This is a genomic window from Streptomyces sp. NPDC002574, from assembly GCF_042889545.1.
GTDB lineage: Bacteria > Actinomycetota > Actinomycetes > Streptomycetales > Streptomycetaceae > Actinacidiphila.
Map to the genome: position 1 here is coordinate 358085 of NZ_JBIARB010000009.1, position 21387 is coordinate 379471.

Here is a 21387-nt window from a genome sequence, read left to right on the forward strand (position 1 = left end):
CCCGCTCCTGAGTCACAGGGGCGTCATGTGCTGTACCCCGTGGTACGGGAGCCGAAGGAGCCATCGTGGAGAGCGAGAGCGCCCCGCCGCACCGCCGGCGCAGGCCGTCCTGGGCCGTCACCGCGGTCGCCGCGGCCGTGCTCGCCGCCGGGGGCGGCGGCGCCTACTGGGCGAACGCCCAGGCCGGTACGCCCCGCGCACCCGGTGATGCCGGGCACGGCGGCGGGAACGAGTCCCCGGCGCCGCTGGAACTCGACAGCCCCCCGCACGGCCCGGTCGGCGACCCGGTCCTGAGGACCGACCTGCCCGCCGGCCCGTCCTCCGCCGCCCTGCAGCGCCCCGGCACGGTCTCCCGCGCGGCGGTGGAGAAGCTGGCCCGCGCCCTGGGCGTGCCCGGGACGGTCCGCTCCGACCACGGTGCGTGGAAAGCCGGCGGCACCCCGGACGGCGGCGGGCCCGCGCTGCGGGTGGACCAGCAGGCGCCCGGCGACTGGGCGTACTCCCTCTACACGGTCTCCCCGCAGAAGAAGCGCGTCCCCGCCCCGGGCAGCGACCAGGCGGTGCCCGCGGACCGGGCGCTGCGCGAAGCGGCCCCGGTGCTCGCGGCACTCGGCCTGGAGGACGCCCGCACCGACGCGGGCGAATCCGTGGGAGCCCTGCGCGAGGTCACCGCGGACCCGCGGGTGGCGGGGCTGCCGACACACGGGTGGCGCACGGTGCTGACCGTGGGCCACGAGGGCGTGGTCATGGCGTACGGGACGATGGCGCCGCTGACCCGCGGCGCCACCTATCCCGTGGTGTCGGCCGCGGAGGCCCTGGAGCAGCTGCGGGGCTCCGGCACCGGCGGTGACCTGGGTCTGCGCAACTGCCCGACGGTGGCGCCCAAGGAGTCCCGGGCGCCCGGCGAGGACCCGGCGCTGCCGAGGCAGCTGCCGTGCCTGCCGTCCGGCCCCCGGGGCCAGGAGGTGCGCAAGGCCGAGTTCGGGCTGTCGTCGCAGTTCGTGGGCGGGCGGCGGGCGCTGGTCCCGTCGTGGCTGTTCTCGCTGACGCAGCCCGGCGTGCGGGGCACCTCGGTGCTGGCGCAGCCCGCCGTGGACCCGGCGTACGTGCGCAGCGGCCCCTCCCCCTCGCGGACCGGACCCGGCGCGCCCGGCGTCCCCGGTCCGGGCACGGCGCCGCGGGCGGGGACGACGAAGGTGGAGTCGTACGCCGTCGAGGGCTCGAAGCTGACCCTGCGCTTCTGGGGCGGCGTCTGCAGCAGCTACGCGGCGACCGCCGACGGCTCGGGCCGGGTGGTGGAGGTGCGCGTCACCTCGGTGGAGAAGAACCCCGGCGCCGTCTGCATCATGATCGCCAAGAAGTTCACCCGCACGGTCCCCCTCGACCGGCCGCTCGGCGACCGGAAGGTCGTGGACCTCTCCGACGGCAGCACCGTGCCGCACGCCTGACCCCGCACAACGCCGGAGGCGGCGGACACCGTTCGGTGTCCGCCGCCTCCGTGTGCGTGCGCGTCCGCGCCGGGACTCAGTGGAAGGAGTCGCCGCAGGCGCAGGAGCCGGTCGCGTTCGGGTTGTCGATCGTGAAGCCCTGCTTCTCGATCGTGTCCACGAAGTCGATCGAGGCGCCGCCGAGGTACGGGGCGCTCATGCGGTCGGTGACGACCTTGACGCCGCCGAAGTCCTTGACGACATCGCCGTCGAGCGCGCGCTCGTCGAAGAAGAGCTGGTAGCGAAGACCGGAGCAGCCGCCGGGCTGGACGGCGACACGCAGCGCGAGGTCTTCGCGGCCCTCCTGCTCGAGCAGGCTCTTGACCTTGGAGGCCGCTGCGTCGGACAGCAGGATGCCCTCGCTCTGGCTGGTCTCGTCCTGAACCGTCATCTGATCACTCCCGGGTTGTACGGACTGCTGCCACGACGGTCAACCGGTGGCTTCCCGGATTCATTCCTCCGGGTCCGACCGTCTTTCGCGTCATCCATGCTCGCACACCGAGGCCGCTCCGGGTAATGCGTCACAGTGACGCGATGCCCATCGTCATCCTGACGCGAACAGGTTATGATAGATAGCGTCAAATAGACGAAAAGGTTGAGCCGCAGTTCCGCAGAGAAAGGGCTCCGGGCCCGTGACCACCACCACCGAACCGCTGGACGTCCAGCCGACCCCGCTCGCGCTGCTTCTCCTGGGCCGCGAGTCCGATCCCCGCAGCGAGCGCGGTGTGGACTGTCCCGGCGACCTGCCTGCCGCCTCCGACCCGGACCTGGTGGAACGGGCCCGCGCCGCCAAGGAGAAGCTCGGCGACAAGGTCTTCGTCCTGGGCCACCACTACCAGCGCGACGAGGTCATCCAGTTCGCCGACGTCACCGGCGACTCCTTCAAGCTGGCGCGCGACGCCGCCGCCCGGCCCGACGCCGAGTACATCGTCTTCTGCGGTGTGCACTTCATGGCCGAGTCCGCGGACATCCTGACCTCCGACGACCAGGCGGTGATCCTTCCCGACCTGGCCGCCGGCTGCTCGATGGCCGACATGGCCACCGCCGAGCAGGTCGCCGAGTGCTGGGACGTGCTCACCGAGGCCGGCGTCGCCGGCATCACGGTGCCCGTCTCGTACATGAACTCCTCCGCCGACATCAAGGCGTTCACCGGCCGGCACGGCGGCACGATCTGCACCTCCAGCAACGCCAAGCGCGCCCTGGAGTGGGCCTTCGAGCAGGGCGAGGGCCGGGAGAACAAGGTGCTCTTCCTCCCCGACCAGCACCTCGGCCGCAACACCGCCGTCCGCGACATGGGCTTCTCCCTCGAGGACTGCGTCGTCTACAACCCGCACAAGCCGAACGGCGGGCTCACCACGGAGCAGCTGCGGGACGCCAGGATGATCCTGTGGCGCGGCCACTGCTCGGTGCACGGCCGCTTCTCGCTGGAGTCGGTCGAGGACGTCCGCGCCCGCATTCCCGGCGTCAACGTCCTGGTGCACCCCGAGTGCAAGCACGAGGTCGTGGCCGCGGCCGACGAGGTCGGCTCGACCGAGTACATCATCAAGGCGCTGGAGGCGGCCCCGGCCGGCTCCTCCTGGGCGATCGGCACCGAGCTCAACCTCGTGCGCCGGCTGGCCAAGGCGCACCCGGACAAGCAGATCGTCTTCCTCGACAAGACCGTCTGCTTCTGCTCGACCATGAACCGGATCGACCTGCCGCACCTGGTGTGGACGTTGGAGTCGCTGGCCGACGGCAAGGTCGTCAACCGCATCCAAGTCGACAAGGAGACCGAGCACTTCGCCAAGCTCGCGCTGGAGCGGATGCTCGCCCTGCCGTAGCGGGCAGGATGGGCGCATGATCCTGCGCCCTCTCCGCGACTCCGACGAGGACGCCGACGCGATAGCGGTCGTGGCCGCCGCCGCGTTCGGCGCCTCCGACGCACTGCCCGGCAGCGGCCCGCCCGAGGAGATGCCTCCCGAGCCGGCCGCCCTGCTGCGGCGGCGCAACCGGCACGTCGCGCGCACCGACCCCGGTGGCTGCTGGCTGGCCGTGGACGAGACCTCCGGCATGCCGCTCGGGGTCGCCCTGTCGACGCGCCGCGAGGGGACCTGGGTGCTGTCCACGTTCGCCGTGCTGCCGTCCGCGCAGCGGCAGGGGGTCGGACGCGAACTGCTCGCCGCCGCCCTGGCCTACGGGCGTGGCTGCCTGCGCGGCATCATCTGCAGCTCCCCCGACCCGCGGGCGGCGGCAACCTATCGCCGGGCGGGATTCGCGCTGCACCCGGCGACGCGCCTGGAGGGTGCCGTCCGCAAGGGCGACCTGCCGGCGCCGGACGGGGCGGTGCACGAGGGATCGGCCAAGCACCGCGACATCATGGACTCCGTCGACCGGCGCACCCGGGGCGGCGCCCACGGCCCCGACCACGACCAACTGCTCACCGAGAGCGCCCTGCTGGTGGTCGACGACCTGGCCGGCAGCGGCTACTGCTACATCGACCGGTACGGGAACGTGAGGCTGCTCGCCGCCACCTCCCGCAGGCTGGCGACCCGGCTGCTCACGGCCGCACTGCTCAGCCTGCCCGAGGGAACCCCTGCGCAGGTCGGCAATCTGACGGCCGAGCAGCAGTGGGCGGTGGACGTCGGCCTGACGGCGGGTCTGGAACTCAGCACGTCCGGCTGGGTCTGCCTGCGCGGAATGCGGCCACCGGAGCCGTACATCCCCTCGGGATTCTTCGGGTGAGAGCGCTACGGGCAGCAACGGACGGAGGGACCAGGGGCGTTCGCCCCTGGTCCCTCCGTCGTCAGGCCCTGCTCACGGGTGTCAGACCTTGGTCAGCTCGGGCGTCGGCTCGGCCTCGCCCGCGTCGGAACCGTCGGCCTTCGCGGCCCGCTTGAGCGCCTTGCGCTTGGCCCGCCGCTCCTTGCGGAGCTCGACCATCGTGTAGAGGGTCGGCACGAGCAGCAGCGTGAGCAGCGTCGACGTCAGCAGACCGCCGATGACGACCACGGCGAGCGGCTGGGCGATGAAGCCGCCCTCACCGGTGACCCCGAGGGCCATCGGCAGCAGCGCGAAGATGGTCGCCAGCGCGGTCATCAGGATCGGCCGCAGACGGTGCCGGCCACCCTCGATGACCGCCTCCACCACGCCGTAACCCTGCGCGCGGTACTGGTTGATGAGGTCCATCAGCACGATCGCGTTCGTCACCACGACGCCGATGAGCATCAGCATGCCGATCAGCGACGGCACACCCAGAGGGGTACCGGTGATGAGCAGCAGGCCGATGGCGCCGGTCGAGGCGAACGGGATGGACACCAGCAGCACCAGAGGCTGGACCAGGCTGCGGAAGGTACCGACCAGCAGCATGAAGACGATCGCCACGGCGGCGAGCATCGCCAGCGCGAGCCCGGAGAAGGCGTCGCCCTGGTCCGAGGAGACACCGCCGATCTCGGCGGTCGCCCCCTTGGGGAGGTGGAGCGACTTGATCTTGCTCTGCAGTGCTGTGCTGACCGCGCCGGTGTTGTCGGCGGTCGGCGTCGCCGTGATCGTCGCCGCTCGCGCGCCGTCGATCCGGGTCTTCTGCACCGGCCCGGGGGCCTCCACCACGTCGGCGACCTTGTCCAGCTTCACCGGGCCCACCGGGGTCTCGATGGTGAGCGCCTTGAGCCCGGCGAGGGTCGTGGCGCCCTGCTCGGAGGTGACCCGCACATCGCGCTCGGTGTCGTCCAGCACCGCCTTGCCGACGCTCGTGCCCTTCACGGCCTGGGTGACGGCGGCACCGATGGTGGTGTCGTTCAGGCCGTACCTTGCCGCCTCGGCCTGCTTGGCGTGGACCTCGATCCGGGGCACGGACTGCGCGAGGTCGCTGGTGACGTCGGTGACGTCGTCCAGTCCGGCCACGGCGTCGCGGACCTGCTCGGCGGCCTTGGCGAGGGTGTCGCCGTCGGCGGCCTTCACCACGACCGACAGGTTCTGGCTGCCGAAGCCGCCGCCCGCGGAGACCGACGTCGTGCCGACGCCGTCGAGCGCCTTCAGGCCGGTGCGGATCTTGTCCAGGGCGGCGGCGCTGTCGCCGGCGTCCTTCAGACGGACCTGGAAGCTGGCCTGGTTGGCACCGGTGCCGCCGCCGAAGGCCGCCAGGAAGCCGGAGGAACCGACGGTGACCTGGTAGTCCTTGACCTCGTCGATGCTCCCCAGCAGCTTCTCGACCTTGCCGGCCGCGGCGTCGGAGGTCTTCAGGCTGGTGCCCGGAGCGAGCTGCTGCTTGACCGTCAGGGTGTCCTGGTCGCCCTGGTCGAAGAAGTTGGTCTTCAGCAGCGGGACCAGGCCGAAGGTGCAGAACAGCACCGCGACCGCGATCACGACGCTGGTGATGCGGCGACGCGTGGCGAAGCGCAGCACCGGGACGTACAGCCGCTGCAGGAGGCTGCCCGCCTCCTTCGCCTCGGCCGCGCGGCGGATCTCCTCCGGGTCCACCGTCCCGGCGTCGGCCGGGGGCTTGAGGAACCAGTAGGAGAGGACCGGCACCACCGTCAGCGACACCAGCAGCGAGGAGAGCAGCGCCGCCGCCACGGTCAGCGAGAAGGAGCCGAACAGCGCTCCGACGAGGCCGCCGACCAGGCCGATCGGCAGGAAGACCGCGACCGTGGTGAGCGTGGACGCGGTGACCGCGCCGGAGACCTCGCGCACCGCGGCGATGATCGCCGAGTGCTTCTCCTCGCCGTAGGCGAGGTGCCGCTTGATGTTCTCCAGCACCACGATCGAGTCGTCGACGACCCGGCCGATGGCGATCGTCAGCGCGCCCAGGGTGAGCATGTTGAGCGACAGGTCGCGGGTCCACAGCACGATCAGCGTCAGCACGACCGACAGCGGGATGGAGACCGCCGTCACCAGCGTCGAGCGCAGCGACGCCAGGAAGACCAGGATGACGATGACCGCGAAGAGCAGGCCGAGCAGGCCCTCGGTGGTCAGGCCGTCGATCGCCTTGGAGACCGCCGGGCCCTGGTCGCTGACGACAGTGAGCTTCGCGCCCTTGCCGAGGTCCCGCTCCAGGTCCGCCAGCTTGTCCTTGACCGCCGTGGAGATCGCGACGGCGCTGCCGTCCTGGGTCATGGTGACGGCGATGCCGAGGCTCGGCTCGCCGTCGGTGCGCGTGATGGAGTCCGTGGCGTCCGGCGCCTCCTGGACGGTGGCGATGTCACCGAGCCGCACGGGCTTGGGGGCGGCCGGGATGCGCAGGTCCTTGATCTCGTCCAGCGAGGCGTACTCGCCGCCGACCTGGACCGTACGGCTCTTGCCGCTCTCGTCGAAGGAGCCGGCGGGCACCGGGTGGCCGCCGGCCTGCAGCGCCTGCACCACGGCGGCCGCGCCGATCTTGGCACTGGCGAGCTTCGCGTCGTCCGGGGTGACCGTGACGACCTGGTCCTGCACGCCGGTGACGGTGACCTGGCCGACGCCGTCGATGTCCTGCAGGACGGGGACCACGGAGCGGTCCAGACCGTCGGCGAGCGCCTGCTGGTCCAGCCCGGTGGAGGTGGCGGCGAGCACCACGGTCGGGATGTCGTCGGTCGAGCCGGCCACGACCTGCGGGTCCGCGGCCTCCGGCAGACGCGAGGAGACCCGGTTCACGGCCTGCTGGACGTTGGCCACCAGCTTGTCGCTGTCGCTGCCGTAGTCGAACTGGGCCATGATCACGGCCGAGCCCTCGCTGGCCGTCGAGGTGATGCCGGTGATCCCGTCGACACCCTTGATGCCGTCCTCGATCGGCTCGACGACCTGCTTCTCGACGACATCGGGCGAGGCACCCTGGAAGGTCGTGATCACCGAGACGATGGGCAGGTCGATGGAGGGCAGCAGCTGCTGCTTGAGCGAAGGTATCGCGATCGCGCCGAATACGACGGCGACCACGGCCATGAGCGCGATCAGGGCGCGCTGGGCGAGGCTGATTCTGGACAGCCAGGACATCGTGGTGCGGTCTCTTCTCTGGGTCAGAGGATGCGGATACAGATATCGGTCATCAGACCACCCCAGCTTCTCCTGTCCCGGAGGCCGGTTTCCTCACTCCGAGGTCGTGGTGTGCGGCCGTCGCGTACTGCGGCTGCGGTACGGCGCCGGGCGTAGTCAGCGCCCCGCCGGGCGCACCAGGCCGGACTCGTACGCCGCCACCACCAGCTGGGCGCGGTCACGGGCGCCCAGCTTGGCCATGGTGCGGTTGACATGGGTCTTGACGGTGAGCGGGCTCACGCCGAGGCGTTCGGCGATCTCGTCGTTCGGCAGACCCATCGCGACCTCGATCAGCACCTCGCGCTCGCGGGCGGTGAGCGCGTCCAGCTCGGGGGCGGGGCGGGACGGTGTGCCCGCCTGCGCCAGGAACTGCCCGATCAGGCTCTTCGTCGCGGACGGCGACAGCAGCGCGTCCCCGGCGGCCACGGTGCGGATCGCGCCCAGGAGTTCGTCGGGTTCGGCGCCCTTGCCGAGGAATCCGGCGGCGCCGGCGCGCAGCGCCTGGGCCACGTACTCGTCGGCCTCGAAGGTGGTGAGGACCAGTACGGCCACTCCCACCAGGTCCTCGTCGCCGGTGATCGCCCGGGTCGCGGCCAGGCCGTCCGTGCCGGGCATCCGGATGTCCATGAGCACGACGTCGGCCCGCGTGCTGCGGGCCATCACGATCGCCTCGGCGCCGTCGGAGGCCTCCCCGACGACCTCCATGTCCGGCTCGGACTCCACGAGGACGCGGAACGCACCCCGCAGCAGCGCCTGGTCGTCCGCGAGCAGCACCCTGATCATGGGGGCATCCTCCCACTGCCGCCGGGTGGCCGTGCCGCCCTCAGGCGGTCACCGCCAGCGGCAGCCGGGCATGCACGCGGAACCCGCCGTCCGGGCAGGGACCGGCCTCGCAGGTGCCGCCGAGGGCCGCGGCGCGTTCCCGCATGCCGATGAGGCCGTGGCCGCCGCCGGGGGCGGCGGGGGCCGGCACGGTGGCGTCGGGGCGGCCGCCGCGGTCCACGACGGTGACCTCCAGGGCGCCGGCGGCGCGGGCGATCCGCACCTCGGCGCGCGCGCCCCGGCCGGCGTGCTTGTGGACGTTGGTCAGCGACTCCTGGATCAGCCGGTAGGCCGTCAGGTCGACGGTCGCGGGCAGCGTGCCGGCGCCGTCCTCGTCGATGTCGACCGGCAGTCCGGCGCGCCGGAAGCCCTCGACGAGCTGGTCCAGGACGCCGAGCCCCGGCGCGGGTTCCATGGGCGCCGCGGGATCGCCGGACTGGCGGAGCAGTCCGACCGTGGCGCGCAGCTCGTCCAGGGCGGAACGGCTGGCCTCGCGGACGTGGGCGAGGGCCTGCTTGGCCTGGTCGGGCCGGGTGTCCATGACGTGGGCGGCGACGCCCGCCTGGACGTTGACCAGGGCGATGTGGTGGGCGACCACGTCGTGCAGCTCGCGGGCGATGCGCATGCGCTCCTCCGCGACCCGCCGCTTCGCCTCCTCCTCCCGGGTCCGTTCCGCGCGTTCGGCCCGCTCCTCGACGGCGACGATGTACGCACGCCGGCTGCGGGTGGCCTCACCGGCCGCGGCGGCCATGCCGGACCAGGCGAACAGGGCGATGTTCTCGGCGGAGTACCAGGGCCTGGCCCCGAAGAGCATGGCGACCGCGGTCAGCACCAGGCACGAGGCGAGCCCGATGCGGAAGGTGGTGGCGCGGTCGGTGCGGGCGGAGGCGGAGTACAGCGCGACGATGACGGCACCGGCCACCGGGCCCCGGCTGTCGCCGCTCGCGGTGAGCAGGTAGACGACGGTGACGGCGCCGGTGAACACCAGCACGCCCAGCGGGCTGCGGCGGCGCAGCAGCAGGGCGGCGCAGGCGACGACGCTGAGCACGATGTCGGTGACGGAGGTGTCGTACCGCTCCGCGTGCGGCCCGATGAACATGTTGCCGAGGATGATCGCCAGAACCGCGGCCGCCAGCCCGGCGTCGAGGGCGACGGGGTGGGCCGTCGGCCACAGGCGGGCCCGGTCCCGCATGGAACGATGCTGCACGCTGACCAACGGTACGGGCCCGGCGGGACGACCGTGCCCCGGTCCGGTACGGAACCGGGGCCGGGGCACGGTCGGGTGCGCTGGTGGGTGGGTCAGCCGGGGATCAACCCGTCGTCGCGGAGCATGGCCCGGACCTCCTCCAAGGTGGCGTCCGAGCCGGGCAGGATCAGCTCGGACGGCTCCAGGGAGTCGTCCGGAAGCGGTGTGCCGAGCCTGCGGACCGCGTCGAGGAGTGCGGTCAGCGTGCGCCGGAACGCGGTCTCGTCGCCGTTCTCCATCTCGGCCAGGAGCTCGTCGTCGAGCTTGTTGAGTTCGGCGAGGTGGCTCTCGTCCACCGTCACCTGGCCCTCCCCCATGATCCTCACGATCACGACGCCCTCCTCAGGGGTGCCTCAACGTTGCTTCCCACTGCGGGTCACTGCTTGTCGCTGCTCGTCACTGCTTGTCGAAACGCGGCTGGTCCTGCGGCTGTGCCTGCTGCTGGCCGGGCTGCCCGCTCTCGAGGGCCTGCTGCGGGGAACCCCCGGCGAGCTCCGCCTTCATGCGCTGCAGTTCCAGCTCCACGTCGCTGCCGCCGGACAGCCGGTCCAGCTCGGCCTGGATGTCGTCCTTGGCGATGCCGGTCGGGTCGTCCAACGCGCCGGAGGCCAGGAGCTCGTCCAAAGCCCCCGCGCGGGCGCGCAGTTGCTCGGTCTTGTCCTCGGCCCGCTGGATCGCCAGGCCGACGTCGCCCATCTCCTCGGAGATGCCGGAGAAGGCCTCGCCGATCTGGGTCTGGGCCTTGGCGGCGCTGTAGGTGGCCTTGATGGTCTCCTTCTTGGTGCGGAAGGCGTCCACCTTGGCCTGCAGCCGCTGGGCGGCGAGGGTGAGCTTCTCCTCCTCGCCCTGCAGGGTCTGGTGCTGCGTCTCGAGGTCGGTGACCTGCTGCTGCAGCGCGGCCCGGCGCGACAGCGCCTCGCGGGCCAGGTCCTCACGGCCCAGGGCGAGCGCCTTGCGGCCCTGGTCCTCGTACTTCGCGGACTGCTGCTGCAGCTGGTTCAGCTGCAGCTCCAGGCGCTTGCGGGACGTCGCGACGTCCGCCACCCCCCGGCGCACCTTCTGCAGCAGTTCCAGCTGCTTCTGGTACGAGTAGTCGAGGGTCTCGCGCGGATCCTCGGCCCGGTCAAGGGCCTTGTTGGCCTTCGCGCGGAAGATCATCCCCATCCGCTTCATGACACCGCTCATGGGCCTCGCGCGCCCCCTTCAGTCGGCTGGCCGGCACACCATCTACAGACCCCACAGTACGGGGCGTGGTTCCATTACCCCACTGTTCTGTTGCGGAAGCGCTCATCCTTGAGAACGATCACAGTTCGGTGACCTCAGGCCCAGGGAGTAGGTGAGGGGCTGGGGGTCCGCTCGGCGACCACGTAACCTTGGTGTTGTGTTCCGACGTCGTTCTCAAGATGAGCAGGCCTCAGCCACCACGGTGGTCGAGGACCAGCAGACCCGTGACCCGCAGGCCCCCAAGGGCCGCCCTACCCCCAAGCGCAGCGAGGCCCAGACGCAGCGGCGCAAGGTCGTGACCGCGCCCGGCGACCGCAAGGCGGCCGCCCGGCAGGCGCGCGACGCGCGCCGCACGGACATGACCAAGCAGCGCGAGGCGCTGATGAACGGCGACGAGCGCTACCTGCCCGCGCGTGACAAGGGCCCGGTGCGCAAGTTCGCCCGCAATTACGTGGACTCCCGCTTCCGCGCCGCCGAGTTCTTCCTGCCCATGGCCGTGGTCATCCTCGTGCTGAGCATCGTGCAGAACGACGCGCTGAAGCAGCTCTCGCTGCTGCTGTGGCTGGTGGTGATCGTGGTGATCGTCGCCGACTCGGCCCTCAGCGCCTTCCTCCTGCGCCGCGAACTGGCCAAGCGCTTCCCCGGCCAGAACACCCGGGGCGCCGTTCCCTACGCGCTGATGCGCTCCCTCCAGATGCGCCGCCTGCGCCTGCCCAAGCCGCAGGTCAAGCGCGGCACGAAGCAGCTCTGAGCGCGGACGGCGGGTTCGCCTCCGTCGCCGGCCGCTGGCTGGACGGGCTGGGCGGACTCCGGAACACAGTGCGCCAGGAGCTGGTGGCCCGCCAGCTCGACGAACAGATCACGGCCCGCTTCCCGGTGGGCCGGCGGCTGCGCATCCTCGACGTCGGCCCCGGCCAGGGCACCCAGGCCCTGCGGCTGGCCCGCGCCGGCCACCTCGTCACCGGCCTGGAGGCCGATCCGGCGATGGCGGGCACACTGCGCGAGGCGCTGGCCGTCGAGCCCGAGGGCATACGCGAGCGCGTCACCCTGGTCGAGGGCGACGGCCGGGAGACCGGCCGGCACTTCGGGCCCGGCAGCTTCGACGTGGTGCTCTGCCACGGGGTGCTCATGTACGTGCCCGAGCCCGACCCGATGCTCGCCGGGCTGGCCCGCGTGCTGGCCCCGGGCGGGCTGCTCTCCCTGCTGGTCCGCAACGCCGACGCGCTGGCGATGCGCCCCGCGCTGCAGGGCGACTGGCCGACCGCGCTGGCAGCGCTCTCGGGCGGCGGCACCACGTACACCAACCGGCTGGGAGTGACCGCCCGCGCCGACCGGCTCGCGGCACTCACCGCCACCCTGAACGGCATCGGCGCGCCGCTGCACGCCTGGTACGGGGTGCGGGTCTTCACCGACACCGCTCCGGACGGTGACGGCACCGCGCCCGGCAAGGTGCCGGACGAGCTGCTCGCCGCGGAGGAACTCGCCGGGCGCACCGATCCGTACCGTTCGGTGGCGGCACTGCTGCATCTGTGCGGCGTCCGGGACTGACCGGGGCGGGCTACACGCCGCAGCGTGCGCCGAAAGCGACACTTCCGGCATGACCGATTCCATGCCGACCTCCCGACGCACGCTCGGGGCCCTGTGCGCGGCGACCGCGACGCTGCTGATGCTCGCCGGATGCACCTCCGGCTCCCCCTCCTCCCCCCAGTCCCCCGCGGCGAAGACGTCCGCGGCGCCGGAGGTCTCGGAGGCCGCCGGCGCCCGCGAGCTGCAGGACAACTACCAGGACGTGGTCCGGAACGTGCTGCCCTCGGTCGTGCAGATCACGACGTCCGAGGAGCTCGGTTCCGGCATCGTCTACGACACCAAGGGCCACATCGTCACCAACGCCCATGTGGTCGGGAAGAACACCACCTTCCAGGTGACGCTGGCCAACGGCAACGAGCCGCGGAAGGCCACGCTGGTGGCGAGCTACCCGGAGCAGGACCTCGCGGTGATCGCCCTCGACAAACCGCCGTCCGACCTGCGCGCGGCCCGCTTCGCGGACTCCGCGAAGGTCGAGGTGGGGCAGATCGCGCTCGCCATGGGCAGCCCGCTGGGGCTCAGCGGCAGCGTCACCCAGGGCATCGTCTCCGCGCTGGGCCGCACCGTCACCGAGACCGCGTCCAGCGGCACCCCGGGGGCCACCATCGCCAACCTGGTGCAGACCTCCGCGCCCATCAACCCGGGCAACAGCGGCGGGGCACTGGTCAACCTGTCCGGCGAGATCATCGGCATCCCCACCCTCGGCGCGATCAACCCGACCTCCGGGAACGGGAACAACTCGGCGCCGGGCATCGGCTTCGCGATCCCCTCCTCGACGATCACCCGTATCGCCGATCAGATCATCAAGAACGGCAAGGTCACGTCGTCCGGGCGGGCCGCGCTCGGCGTCACGGGCCGCACCGTGCTCGGGCCGGACTTCAGCCCGGCCGGCGTCGCCGTCATCTCCGTCGTCAAGGGCGGCCCGGCCGACAAGGCGGGCATCGAGCCCGGCGACATCATCGTCGGCGTCGGCAACACCGAGATCCAGACCTCGCAGGCGCTCTCCGAGGCGCTGGCCCCGTCCGCTCCGGGCAAGAAGGTGGACGTCACCTTCGTGCGCGACGGCAACGAGAAGACGGTCAGCGTGACCCTGGGCGAGCTCTAGTACCTCTGGGACCCCCGGAGATCCCGCCCCTCGCGGGACACCCGGCGTGGAGGGCGCCGCACCGCGCCCTCCACGCCGCGGACGCGGCGGCTACTCGTCGCCGTGCAGGCTCATGGGGCCGTAGATCTTGGTGGAGTCCTCGAAGAGGACGACCTGATCGGCGCCGCCCTCGACCAGGTCCTTCCAGACCTCGCCGATCCAGGACTCGGCGTCGCCCTGTGTGGTGAACTCCTCGGGCTCGACCGCGGGTACGACCTCCGTGCCGTCGGTCTTCTCGAAACGCCAGGTCCACGCCATGTCCGTCTCCTCGTCCCTGGGGGTGCCTGCCCGGCAGCGTAGCGTGCGCGGACGCGAAAGAATCGGGACGTGGAACTGACACTTCTCGGCACCGGGGGCCCCGAGGGCCTGCCGCTGCCCGGCTGCCCGTGCGCGGCGTGCGCGGTGGCGGTGGGCGAGCGGGCGCGGGCGGCCACCTCCCTCCTCGTGGACGGGGTGCTGCTGCTGGACCTCACGCCCGGCGTGGCGCTGGCGGCCGCCCGGTCGGGGCATTCACTGGCCGGTGTGCAGCAGGTGCTGCTGTCGCATCCGCACGACGGGCCGGCCGTGGAGATCCCGGCGGGCCTGCCGGCCCCCGCGCGACTGCCCGCCGGGCAGGAGATGACGCTGCCGACGCGGCACCGGGTCCGGTCGGTGCCGGTGGACGCGCCCGGGGCCGGGTACGAGGTGGTGGCGCCGACGGGCGAACGGCTGCTGTACCTGCCGCCGGAGTGCGGCCCCGCGGGGCTCGCGGAGGCGGAACGTCCGTACGGGACCGTGCTGCTGGACGTCGTGGCGCGGCCCGACGCGCTGGCCCGGCTGCGCGCCGCGGGAGCGGTCACCGGCACGACGGACGTGGTCGCCGTGCACCTCGACCACACGGTGCACCCCGGACCGGAGACGCGCCGCCGGCTGGCCGCGCTCGGGGCGCGCGCCGTGCCGGACGGGACGACGCTGACCGTCGGCGACTTCCACGAGGTGCCGGACGTACCGCGCCGCACGCTCGTGCTGGGCGGGGCCCGTTCGGGCAAGTCGGCGGAGGCCGAGCGACGGCTGTCGGCCGTCCCGGACGTGCTGTACGTCGCCACCGGCGGGACCCGGGACGAGGACCCGGAGTGGGCGCGGCGCGTGGCCCTGCACCGGGAGCGGCGGCCGGGCGGCTGGCGGACACTGGAGACCTGCGACCTGGTGCCGCTGCTCGCGATGGACGGGGGCCCGGCGCTGCTGGTCGACTGCCTGTCGCTGTGGCTGACGCACGCGATGGACGAGGTCGGCGCCTGGTCCGACGAGAAGTGGGCGGACGGCGCCGAGCGTGAACTGCGCCGTCGCGTCGGGGAGTTGACGGCGGCGTGGCGCGCCACCCGGCGGACCGTGGTCGCCGTCAGCAACGAGGTGGGCTCCGGCGTGGTCCCGGCCACCGCGAGCGGGCGCCGTTTCCGGGACGAACTGGGCCGTCTGAACGCGATGGTGGCCGGCGAGTCGGAGCACGTGCTGCTGGTCGTGGCGGGACAGACGCTGACGCTGCGGGGCTGACCTCGGCGCGGGGCGCGGTGGAACGGTAGTGTTCGATCCCGTGAGCGGCCTGAATCTCGATGACTTCGCCTCCCGTGTGGAACGCCCGGACGCCGGCGTACGCCGTGACGCGCACGACCGCTGGCAGCGGCTGGTGCGCCCGGCCGGGGCACTGGGCAACCTGGCCGAACTCGCGGAGTGGCTCTCCGCGGCGCAGAGCGCGGCCACCGTGCGGCCGATCGAGCACCCCAAGGCCGTGCTGTTCGCGGCGGACCACGGGGTGGCGGCGCTGAAGGTGTCGGCGCGCCCGGCGGGCACCGCCGTGGAGCTGGTCCGCGCGGTCCTGGACGGGGCGTCGCCGGTGAACGTGCTGGCGCGTCAGTACGGCGCGGCGGTCCGGGTGGTGGACGTGGGTGTGGACTCCCCCGCCGAGGAACTGCCCGCCGACGTCACGACGCACCGGGTGCGGCGCGGCTCGGGCCGGATCGACGTCGAGGACGCGCTGACGGCCGAGGAGGCCGAGGCCGCGTTCCGCGCGGGCATGGCGGTCGCCGACGAGGAGGCGGACTCCGGCACCGACCTGGTCCTGCTCGGCGATCTGAGCGTCGGCGGCACCACGGTCGCCGGGGTGCTGATCGCCGCGCTCTGCGGCACGGACGCGTCCGTGGTGACGGGCCGGGGCTCCGGCATCGACGACGTGGCCTGGATGCGCAAGTGCGCGGCCATCCGGGACGCGCTGCGCCGGGCGCGGCCGGTCCTCGGCGACCAGTTGGAGCTGCTGGCCGCGGTGGGCGGCGCCGACGTGGCCGCGATCACCGGCTTCCTGCTGCAGGCCGCGGTGCGCAAGCTGCCCGTGGTCCTGGACGGCGTGGTGTCGGCGGCGTGCGCGCTCGTCGCGCAGCGCATCGCCTTCCGGGCGCCGGACTGGTGGCTGGCCGGGCAGGCGAGCGGCGAACCGGGGCAGGCCAAGGCGCTGGACCGGCTGTCGATCGAGCCGCAGCTGGACCTGAAGGTGACGGCCGGCGAGGGCACGGGCGCCCTGCTGGTGCTGCCCCTGCTCAAGGCCGCCGCGGCACTCTCCGCGGAACTGCCCGAGCGCGTCTGAGGCCTGACGGCCTCGGCGACCCGGAGCGCGGGGCCGCTCGGTATCCGGCGGCCGGCCGCCCCGCGCCGCTGGGGTGCGCGATGCCGAGGCAGGCGGGGCCCGGCTCGGCTCCGCGCCTCGGGATCCGCACGGGTTGCCGTCATCCGGCAGGCGAACGAGGTCGGCGCGGAACCCTTGATCAGGTACCGCCGAACATCGCGGAGCTCCGCTCGGTCCCTTGGTGCGGCACGCGGTGGGAAGCCTGACCGGTGCCGCCGGCCCCGGCCGGGTCAGTGTTCGGTGAAGCCGCCGAGCCAGTCCTGGAGGCGCCGGGTCGGGCCGCGCCAGCGGGCGGCGTGCTTGGCGGCGCGCAGCTCCGCGCGGTGTGCCGTCTTCGGGCGCCGCCCGTACAGCCGCTCGGCCCACAGGGAGTCCGGGCGGGCCAGCCGGAGCGCGCCGACGAGGGCGACGAAGGGCACGAAGACGCCCACGACGGCGGTGCGGAACTTGCCCTTCACGAGGGCGGCCAGGACGAAGAGGAAGTTGACGACGATCGTGGCGATCGCCGTCAGGCGGTTCTGCTGCTGGTCGGCGGAGAGCGAGTTGACCTCGAACGGGGCGAGGCCGCCGAGCAGCATGAGCACGAGGGAGAAGGTGATCACGACGGCCTCCACGCTCTTGCGGCCGCGGTCGCTCCAGTACACGTCGTCCAGGTAGAGCACGAGCGCGAACTCGTCCAGGACGAGCCCCGCCCCGATGCCGAAGACCACGGCCGCCAGCCCCGCTCCGAAGCCGTGCGTGGAACTGGCGACGGCCCCGAAGCCGCCGATCGTCATGAGGATGATGCCGGGCACCACGTGGTGGATGTGCGTCCCGCCCGAGGAGATGTTCCGGAACGGGCCCTTCCCGGCGCGGATCAGACGGGTGATGGTCCGTGTGATCACGAAGGTCGCGACGAAGGCGAAGAGGGCGAGGAGCAGTGGCAGCTTTCCCGGCTCGATGATGTTGCGGTACCACCAGTCGCTCATACCGATTGCTCCCGTTCGGCCTGGTATGCGCACTATACGGTCGGGAAGCGGCCGTTACCCTGCACGCCATGACCGCCAGCCCCACCGCCGCGACCCCCGCCGACGGACTGCGGTTCGCCTTCGGCACCCTGACCGTGCTGCGTGTGCGGGTCACCCGCTGGGACCGCCCGGCGGCCCGGGCGGGGATGCTGGCGGCGCCCCTGGTCGGCCTGGTCGCCGGGCTGTTCGCGGCCGCGGCCGGCGGGGTGCTGCTGCTGCTCGGCTGCGGACCGCTGCTCGCCGCGGCCGGCACCGTCGCGGTGACCGCGGCGCTCACCAGGGGACTGCATCTGGACGGACTCGCCGACACCGCCGACGGACTGGGCAGCGGACGGCCCGCCGAGGACGCGCTGCGCATCATGCGGCAGTCGGACATCGGGCCCTTCGGCGTACTCACCCTGGTCCTGGTCCTGCTCGGCCAAGTCGCCGCGCTGGCCGGGGCGTACGGGACCTCGTGGGCCCGCGGGGCGGCCGGCTTCGCGGTCGCGTCGGTGGCCGCCCGCACCGCCATGACGCTCGCCTGCCGCCAAGGGGTGCCCCCGGCCCGGCCGGAGGGGCTGGGCGCGGCGGTGGCCGGCGCGGTTCCGGCACGGGCGGCGTGGGGGCTGGCCGCCGGAGTGCCGGCGCTCTGCGCCGCGGCGGGGCTGCCGTTCGGGCCGTACGCGGTGGCGCAGTTCGCCGCGGCGGCCCTACTCGCCCTGGGCGCCGCGGAGTTGATGTTGCGTCGCTGCCGGGCGCGGCTGGGCGGTGTCACGGGCGACGTCTTCGGCGCGTTGTGCGAGACGGCGTGCACCGCCGCCCTGGTCGTGCTGGCCGCGGGCAGTGGAACCGGATAGGGAAAACCCGCGCCTTCGGCCTCGGGGTGCACGCCGCGGGCGGAAGTGTCAGGAGTGAGCGTAAGGTCGGTCCTGCACCCCCGCCCCGCGCCGCCGGGCGATGCCCGGTGCCAAGAATTCGGGCCTCTGAAGGAACAGGATCTCCATCACCGTGACTGCACTGACTCTCAGCACCTCCTCCGCCGCGGCGCTGCGCGCGGACGCCGTCGTCATCGGCGTGACCAAGGGGACGAAGGGCCCCGAGGTCGCCACCGGGGCGGAGGCGGTCGACCAGGCCTTCGACGGCAGGCTCGCCGCGACGCTCGAGACGCTGGGCGCCTCGGGCGCTGAGGGTGAGGTGACCAAGCTCCCCGCCCCGGCCGGGCTGAAGGCACCGGTCGTGCTGGCGGTCGGCCTCGGGGAGGCCCCGGCGGACGGTGCCGCGTTCGACACCGAGGTGCTGCGCAAGGCGGCCGGTGTCGCCGCCCGCACCCTGGCCGGCTCCAAGAAGGCCGCCTTCGCGCTGCCGGTGGAGGACGCCGCGGCCGCCCAGGCGGTCGCCGAGGGCGCGCTGCTGGGTGCGTACGCGTACACCGCGTACCAGGCGGGCAACGGCAAGGCCCCGCTGACGGAGGTGGCGCTGGTCGGCGCCAAGCCGCGCGACAAGGCCTTCAAGGCCGCCGCCGAGCGTGCCACGGTCATCGCCGAAGAGGTCAACCGCTCCCGTGACCTGATCAACATGCCGCCGAACGACCTCACGCCGAAGGCCTTCGCCGGCTTCGTGCAGGAGGCCGCCAAGGAGCACGGCCTCAAGGTCGAGGTGCTGGACGAGAAGGCGCTCCTCAAGGGCGGCTACGGCGGCATCATGGGCGTCGGCCAGGGCTCGGCGAACCCGCCGCGCCTGGTGAAGGTCGTCTACAGCGGCGGCAAGGGCCGCGACGCCAAGCACCTCGCGCTGGTCGGCAAGGGCATCACCTACGACTCGGGCGGCATCTCGCTGAAGCCGGCCGGCCACAACGAGACCATGAAGTGCGACATGAGCGGCGCCGCCGCCGTGTTCTCCACCGTGGTCGCCGCCGCCCGCCTGGGCCTGCCCGTCACCGTCACCGGCTGGCTGGCGCTCGCCGAGAACATGCCGTCCGGCGCGGCCACCCGCCCCGGCGACGTGCTGCGGATGTACAGCGGCAAGACCGTCGAGGTGCTCAACACCGACGCCGAGGGCCGCCTGGTCATGGCCGACGCGATCACCCGCGCCTCCGAGGAGAACCCGGACGCGATCATCGACGTGGCGACCCTGACCGGCGCCATGGTGCTGGCGCTCGGCACCCGCATCTTCGGCGTCATGTCCAACGACGACGCCTTCCGCACCGCGGTGCACGAGACGGCGGGCGAGGTCGGCGAGCAGTCCTGGCCCATGCCGCTCCCGACCGACCTGCGCAAGGCGATGGACTCCCCCACCGCCGACATCTCGAACATGGGCGAGCGGATGGGCGGCGGCCTGGCGGCCGGCCTGTTCCTGAAGGAGTTCGTCGGCGAGGGCATCACTTGGGCCCACGTGGACATCGCGGGCCCCGCCTTCAACGAGTCCGGCCCGTTCGGCTACACCCCCAAGGGTGGAACCGGCTCCGCCGTGCGCACCCTGGTGCGGCTGGCCGAGAAGGCCGGCGAGGGCGAGCTGCTCTGACCGCGGTGTAAGCCTCGGCACATTCCGTACGGCCCCGGGTATGACATCCGGGGCCGTACGCGTTCGCCAAGAGCGAGCAAAGGGACAACGCACTCCCGTATTTATCCGGGGATACCGGCGAGTAAGCCTGGCCAGGGACGTTCCGTACGTCTCACAGCCCGGCCCGGTGCCTCGTCCGCCCCGAACAAGTGCGAAGATGTTGTCTCGGCACGACAGGGCCCCGTTTAACAGAAGCGGCCGAACAAAAGCCGCCGCCCGGTCATGACGGACCGGCTCCGGCGTATCCATGCATGGAGGACGTGACGTGGCGAACGACGCCAGCACCGTTTTCGACCTAGTGATCCTCGGTGGCGGTAGCGGCGGCTACGCCGCAGCGCTGCGCGCGGCGCAGCTCGGTCTGGACGTCGCCCTGATCGAGAAGGACAAGCTCGGCGGCACCTGCCTGCACCGTGGCTGCATCCCCACAAAGGCTCTGCTGCACGCCGGTGAGATCGCGGACCAGGCCCGTGAGGCCGAGCAGTTCGGTGTCAAGGCCACCCTCGAGGGCATCGACATCGCCGGGGTCCACAAGTACAAGGACGACGTGATCGCGGGCCTGTACAAGGGTCTGCAGGGTCTGGTGGCCTCCCGCAAGGTCACCTACGTGACCGGCGAGGGCCGGCTCTCCTCCCCGACCTCGGTGGACGTCAACGGCCAGCGCTACACCGGCCGCCACGTGCTCCTGGCGACCGGCTCCGTGCCGAAGTCGCTGCCGGGCCTGGCCATCGACGGCGACCGGATCATCTCCTCCGACCACGCGCTGGTCCTGGACCGCATCCCGAAGTCCGCCATCGTGCTCGGCGGCGGCGTCATCGGCGTCGAGTTCGCCTCCGCGTGGAAGTCCTTCGGTGTCGACGTCACGGTCGTCGAGGGCCTGCCCCACCTCGTGCCGGTCGAGGACGAGAACAGCTCCAAGCTGCTGGAGCGCGCCTTCCGCAAGCGCGGCATCAAGTTCAACCTCGGCACCTTCTTCTCCAAGGCCGAGTACACCGCCGACGGCGTCAAGGTCACCCTCGCCGACGGCAAGGAGTTCGAGGCCGAGCTGCTGCTCGTCGCCGTCGGCCGCGGCCCGGTCTCCCAGGGCCTGGGCTACGAGGAGGCCGGGGTCGCGATGGACCGCGGCTACGTCCTGGTCGACGAGTACATGCGCACCAACGTGCCCACCATCTCCGCGGTCGGCGACCTGGTCCCGACCCTGCAGCTGGCCCACGTCGGCTTCGCCGAGGGCATCCTCGTCGCGGAGCGGCTGGCCGGTCTGAAGACCGTGCCGATCGACTACGACGGCGTGCCGCGCGTGACGTACTGCCACCCGGAGGTCGCCTCCGTGGGTATCTCCGAGGCCAAGGCCAAGGAGCTCTACGGTGCCGACAAGGTCGTCACCCTGAAGTACAGCCTGGCCGGCAACGGCAAGAGCAAGATCCTCAAGACCGCCGGCGAGATCAAGCTCGTCCAGGTCCGCGACGGCGCCGTGGTCGGCGTCCACATGGTCGGCGACCGTATGGGCGAGCAGGTCGGTGAGGCGCAGCTGGTCTACAACTGGGAGGCCCTGCCCGCCGAGGTCGCCCAGCTCATCCACGCGCACCCGACGCAGAACGAGGCGCTCGGCGAGGCTCACCTGGCGCTGGCCGGCAAGCCGCTGCACGCGCACGACTGATCCACGGACACGCAGACCAATCCGCACAGATCGTTAGGAGCAACCG

Annotated in this window: 19 protein-coding genes; 11 read left to right on the top strand and 8 right to left on the bottom strand. The window is 72.5% G+C overall.

Annotated features, from left to right (window positions below):
• Positions 1-65 precede the first annotated feature (65 nt).
• Positions 66-1448 carry a hypothetical protein gene (locus ACFYXS_RS24165; RefSeq protein WP_389251481.1) on the top strand — a complete coding sequence of 461 codons (1383 nt, stop codon included), beginning with the start codon at positions 66-68 and terminating at the stop codon, positions 1446-1448.
• A gap of 76 nt (positions 1449-1524) precedes the next feature.
• Here ACFYXS_RS24165 and ACFYXS_RS24170 read toward each other — a convergent pair whose 3' ends face one another.
• Positions 1525-1878: an iron-sulfur cluster assembly accessory protein gene (locus ACFYXS_RS24170; RefSeq protein ID WP_319662142.1), complete on the bottom strand. Its 354-nt coding sequence runs from the start codon at positions 1876-1878 to the stop codon at positions 1525-1527.
• Positions 1879-2119: 241 nt separating this feature from the next.
• Here ACFYXS_RS24170 and nadA point away from each other — a divergent pair, with 241 nt between their 5' ends.
• On the top strand, positions 2120-3307 hold the full coding sequence (gene nadA / locus ACFYXS_RS24175) for a quinolinate synthase NadA (RefSeq protein ID WP_389251483.1): 1188 nt from the start codon (positions 2120-2122) through the stop codon (positions 3305-3307).
• 16 nt (positions 3308-3323) lie between these two features.
• Complete coding sequence (locus tag ACFYXS_RS24180) at positions 3324-4208, top strand: GNAT family N-acetyltransferase (RefSeq protein ID WP_389251485.1); 885 nt, start codon at positions 3324-3326, stop codon at positions 4206-4208.
• 81 nt (positions 4209-4289) lie between these two features.
• Here the strand turns inward: ACFYXS_RS24180 and ACFYXS_RS24185 are convergent, their stop codons facing one another.
• The 5 genes from ACFYXS_RS24185 to ACFYXS_RS24205 form a co-directional block, all read right to left on the bottom strand.
• Positions 4290-7430, bottom strand: coding sequence for an efflux RND transporter permease subunit (locus ACFYXS_RS24185; RefSeq protein ID WP_389251487.1), 3141 nt, complete (start codon positions 7428-7430; stop codon positions 4290-4292).
• Positions 7431-7586: 156 nt separating this feature from the next.
• Positions 7587-8252: a response regulator gene (locus tag ACFYXS_RS24190; RefSeq protein WP_389251489.1), complete on the bottom strand. Its 666-nt coding sequence runs from the start codon at positions 8250-8252 to the stop codon at positions 7587-7589.
• A 40-nt stretch (positions 8253-8292) separates the two neighbouring features.
• A complete protein-coding gene (locus ACFYXS_RS24195; RefSeq protein ID WP_389251693.1) occupies positions 8293-9483 on the bottom strand; it encodes a sensor histidine kinase in 1191 nt (396 codons plus the stop codon).
• Between the two features lie 107 nt (positions 9484-9590).
• On the bottom strand, positions 9591-9869 hold the full coding sequence (locus ACFYXS_RS24200; protein WP_389251491.1) for a hypothetical protein: 279 nt from the start codon (positions 9867-9869) through the stop codon (positions 9591-9593).
• A 64-nt stretch (positions 9870-9933) separates the two neighbouring features.
• Positions 9934-10722, bottom strand: coding sequence for a PspA/IM30 family protein (locus ACFYXS_RS24205; RefSeq protein WP_389251493.1), 789 nt, complete (start codon positions 10720-10722; stop codon positions 9934-9936).
• A 196-nt stretch (positions 10723-10918) separates the two neighbouring features.
• Here ACFYXS_RS24205 and ACFYXS_RS24210 point away from each other — a divergent pair, with 196 nt between their 5' ends.
• The 3 genes from ACFYXS_RS24210 (at position 10919) to ACFYXS_RS24220 (ending at position 13450) form a co-directional block, all read left to right on the top strand.
• Positions 10919-11512 (top strand): DUF3043 domain-containing protein, encoded by a 594-nt coding sequence (locus ACFYXS_RS24210; protein ID WP_389251495.1) that lies wholly within the window; start codon positions 10919-10921, stop codon positions 11510-11512.
• 83 nt (positions 11513-11595) lie between these two features.
• Positions 11596-12309, top strand: a complete 714-nt coding sequence (locus ACFYXS_RS24215; protein ID WP_389251497.1) for a class I SAM-dependent methyltransferase — start codon at positions 11596-11598, stop codon at positions 12307-12309.
• Between the two features lie 49 nt (positions 12310-12358).
• Entirely contained in the window at positions 12359-13450 is a 1092-nt protein-coding gene (locus tag ACFYXS_RS24220) for a S1C family serine protease (protein ID WP_389251499.1), read from the top strand.
• A gap of 90 nt (positions 13451-13540) precedes the next feature.
• On the opposite strand, the gene ACFYXS_RS24225 is transcribed toward ACFYXS_RS24220, so the two are convergent.
• On the bottom strand, positions 13541-13747 hold the full coding sequence (locus ACFYXS_RS24225) for a hypothetical protein (RefSeq protein WP_389251501.1): 207 nt from the start codon (positions 13745-13747) through the stop codon (positions 13541-13543).
• A gap of 69 nt (positions 13748-13816) precedes the next feature.
• On the opposite strand from ACFYXS_RS24225, the gene ACFYXS_RS24230 reads away from it, so the two are divergent.
• Positions 13817-15019 (top strand): bifunctional adenosylcobinamide kinase/adenosylcobinamide-phosphate guanylyltransferase, encoded by a 1203-nt coding sequence (locus ACFYXS_RS24230; protein ID WP_389251503.1) that lies wholly within the window; start codon positions 13817-13819, stop codon positions 15017-15019.
• Between the two features lie 40 nt (positions 15020-15059).
• On the top strand, positions 15060-16103 hold the full coding sequence (gene cobT / locus ACFYXS_RS24235) for a nicotinate-nucleotide--dimethylbenzimidazole phosphoribosyltransferase (RefSeq protein WP_389251505.1): 1044 nt from the start codon (positions 15060-15062) through the stop codon (positions 16101-16103).
• A 269-nt stretch (positions 16104-16372) separates the two neighbouring features.
• On the opposite strand, the gene ACFYXS_RS24240 is transcribed toward cobT, so the two are convergent.
• A complete protein-coding gene (locus ACFYXS_RS24240) occupies positions 16373-17110 on the bottom strand; it encodes a hypothetical protein (RefSeq protein ID WP_389251507.1) in 738 nt (245 codons plus the stop codon).
• Positions 17111-17178: 68 nt separating this feature from the next.
• Between ACFYXS_RS24240 and ACFYXS_RS24245 the strand changes: the two genes are divergently transcribed.
• The 3 genes from ACFYXS_RS24245 (at position 17179) to lpdA (ending at position 21341) form a co-directional block, all read left to right on the top strand.
• Positions 17179-17985, top strand: a complete 807-nt coding sequence (locus tag ACFYXS_RS24245; RefSeq protein ID WP_389251509.1) for an adenosylcobinamide-GDP ribazoletransferase — start codon at positions 17179-17181, stop codon at positions 17983-17985.
• 151 nt (positions 17986-18136) lie between these two features.
• Entirely contained in the window at positions 18137-19648 is a 1512-nt protein-coding gene (locus ACFYXS_RS24250) for a leucyl aminopeptidase (protein ID WP_389251511.1), read from the top strand.
• Between the two features lie 304 nt (positions 19649-19952).
• Positions 19953-21341, top strand: coding sequence for a dihydrolipoyl dehydrogenase (lpdA, locus tag ACFYXS_RS24255; protein ID WP_389251513.1), 1389 nt, complete (start codon positions 19953-19955; stop codon positions 21339-21341).
• Positions 21342-21387 lie beyond the last annotated feature (46 nt).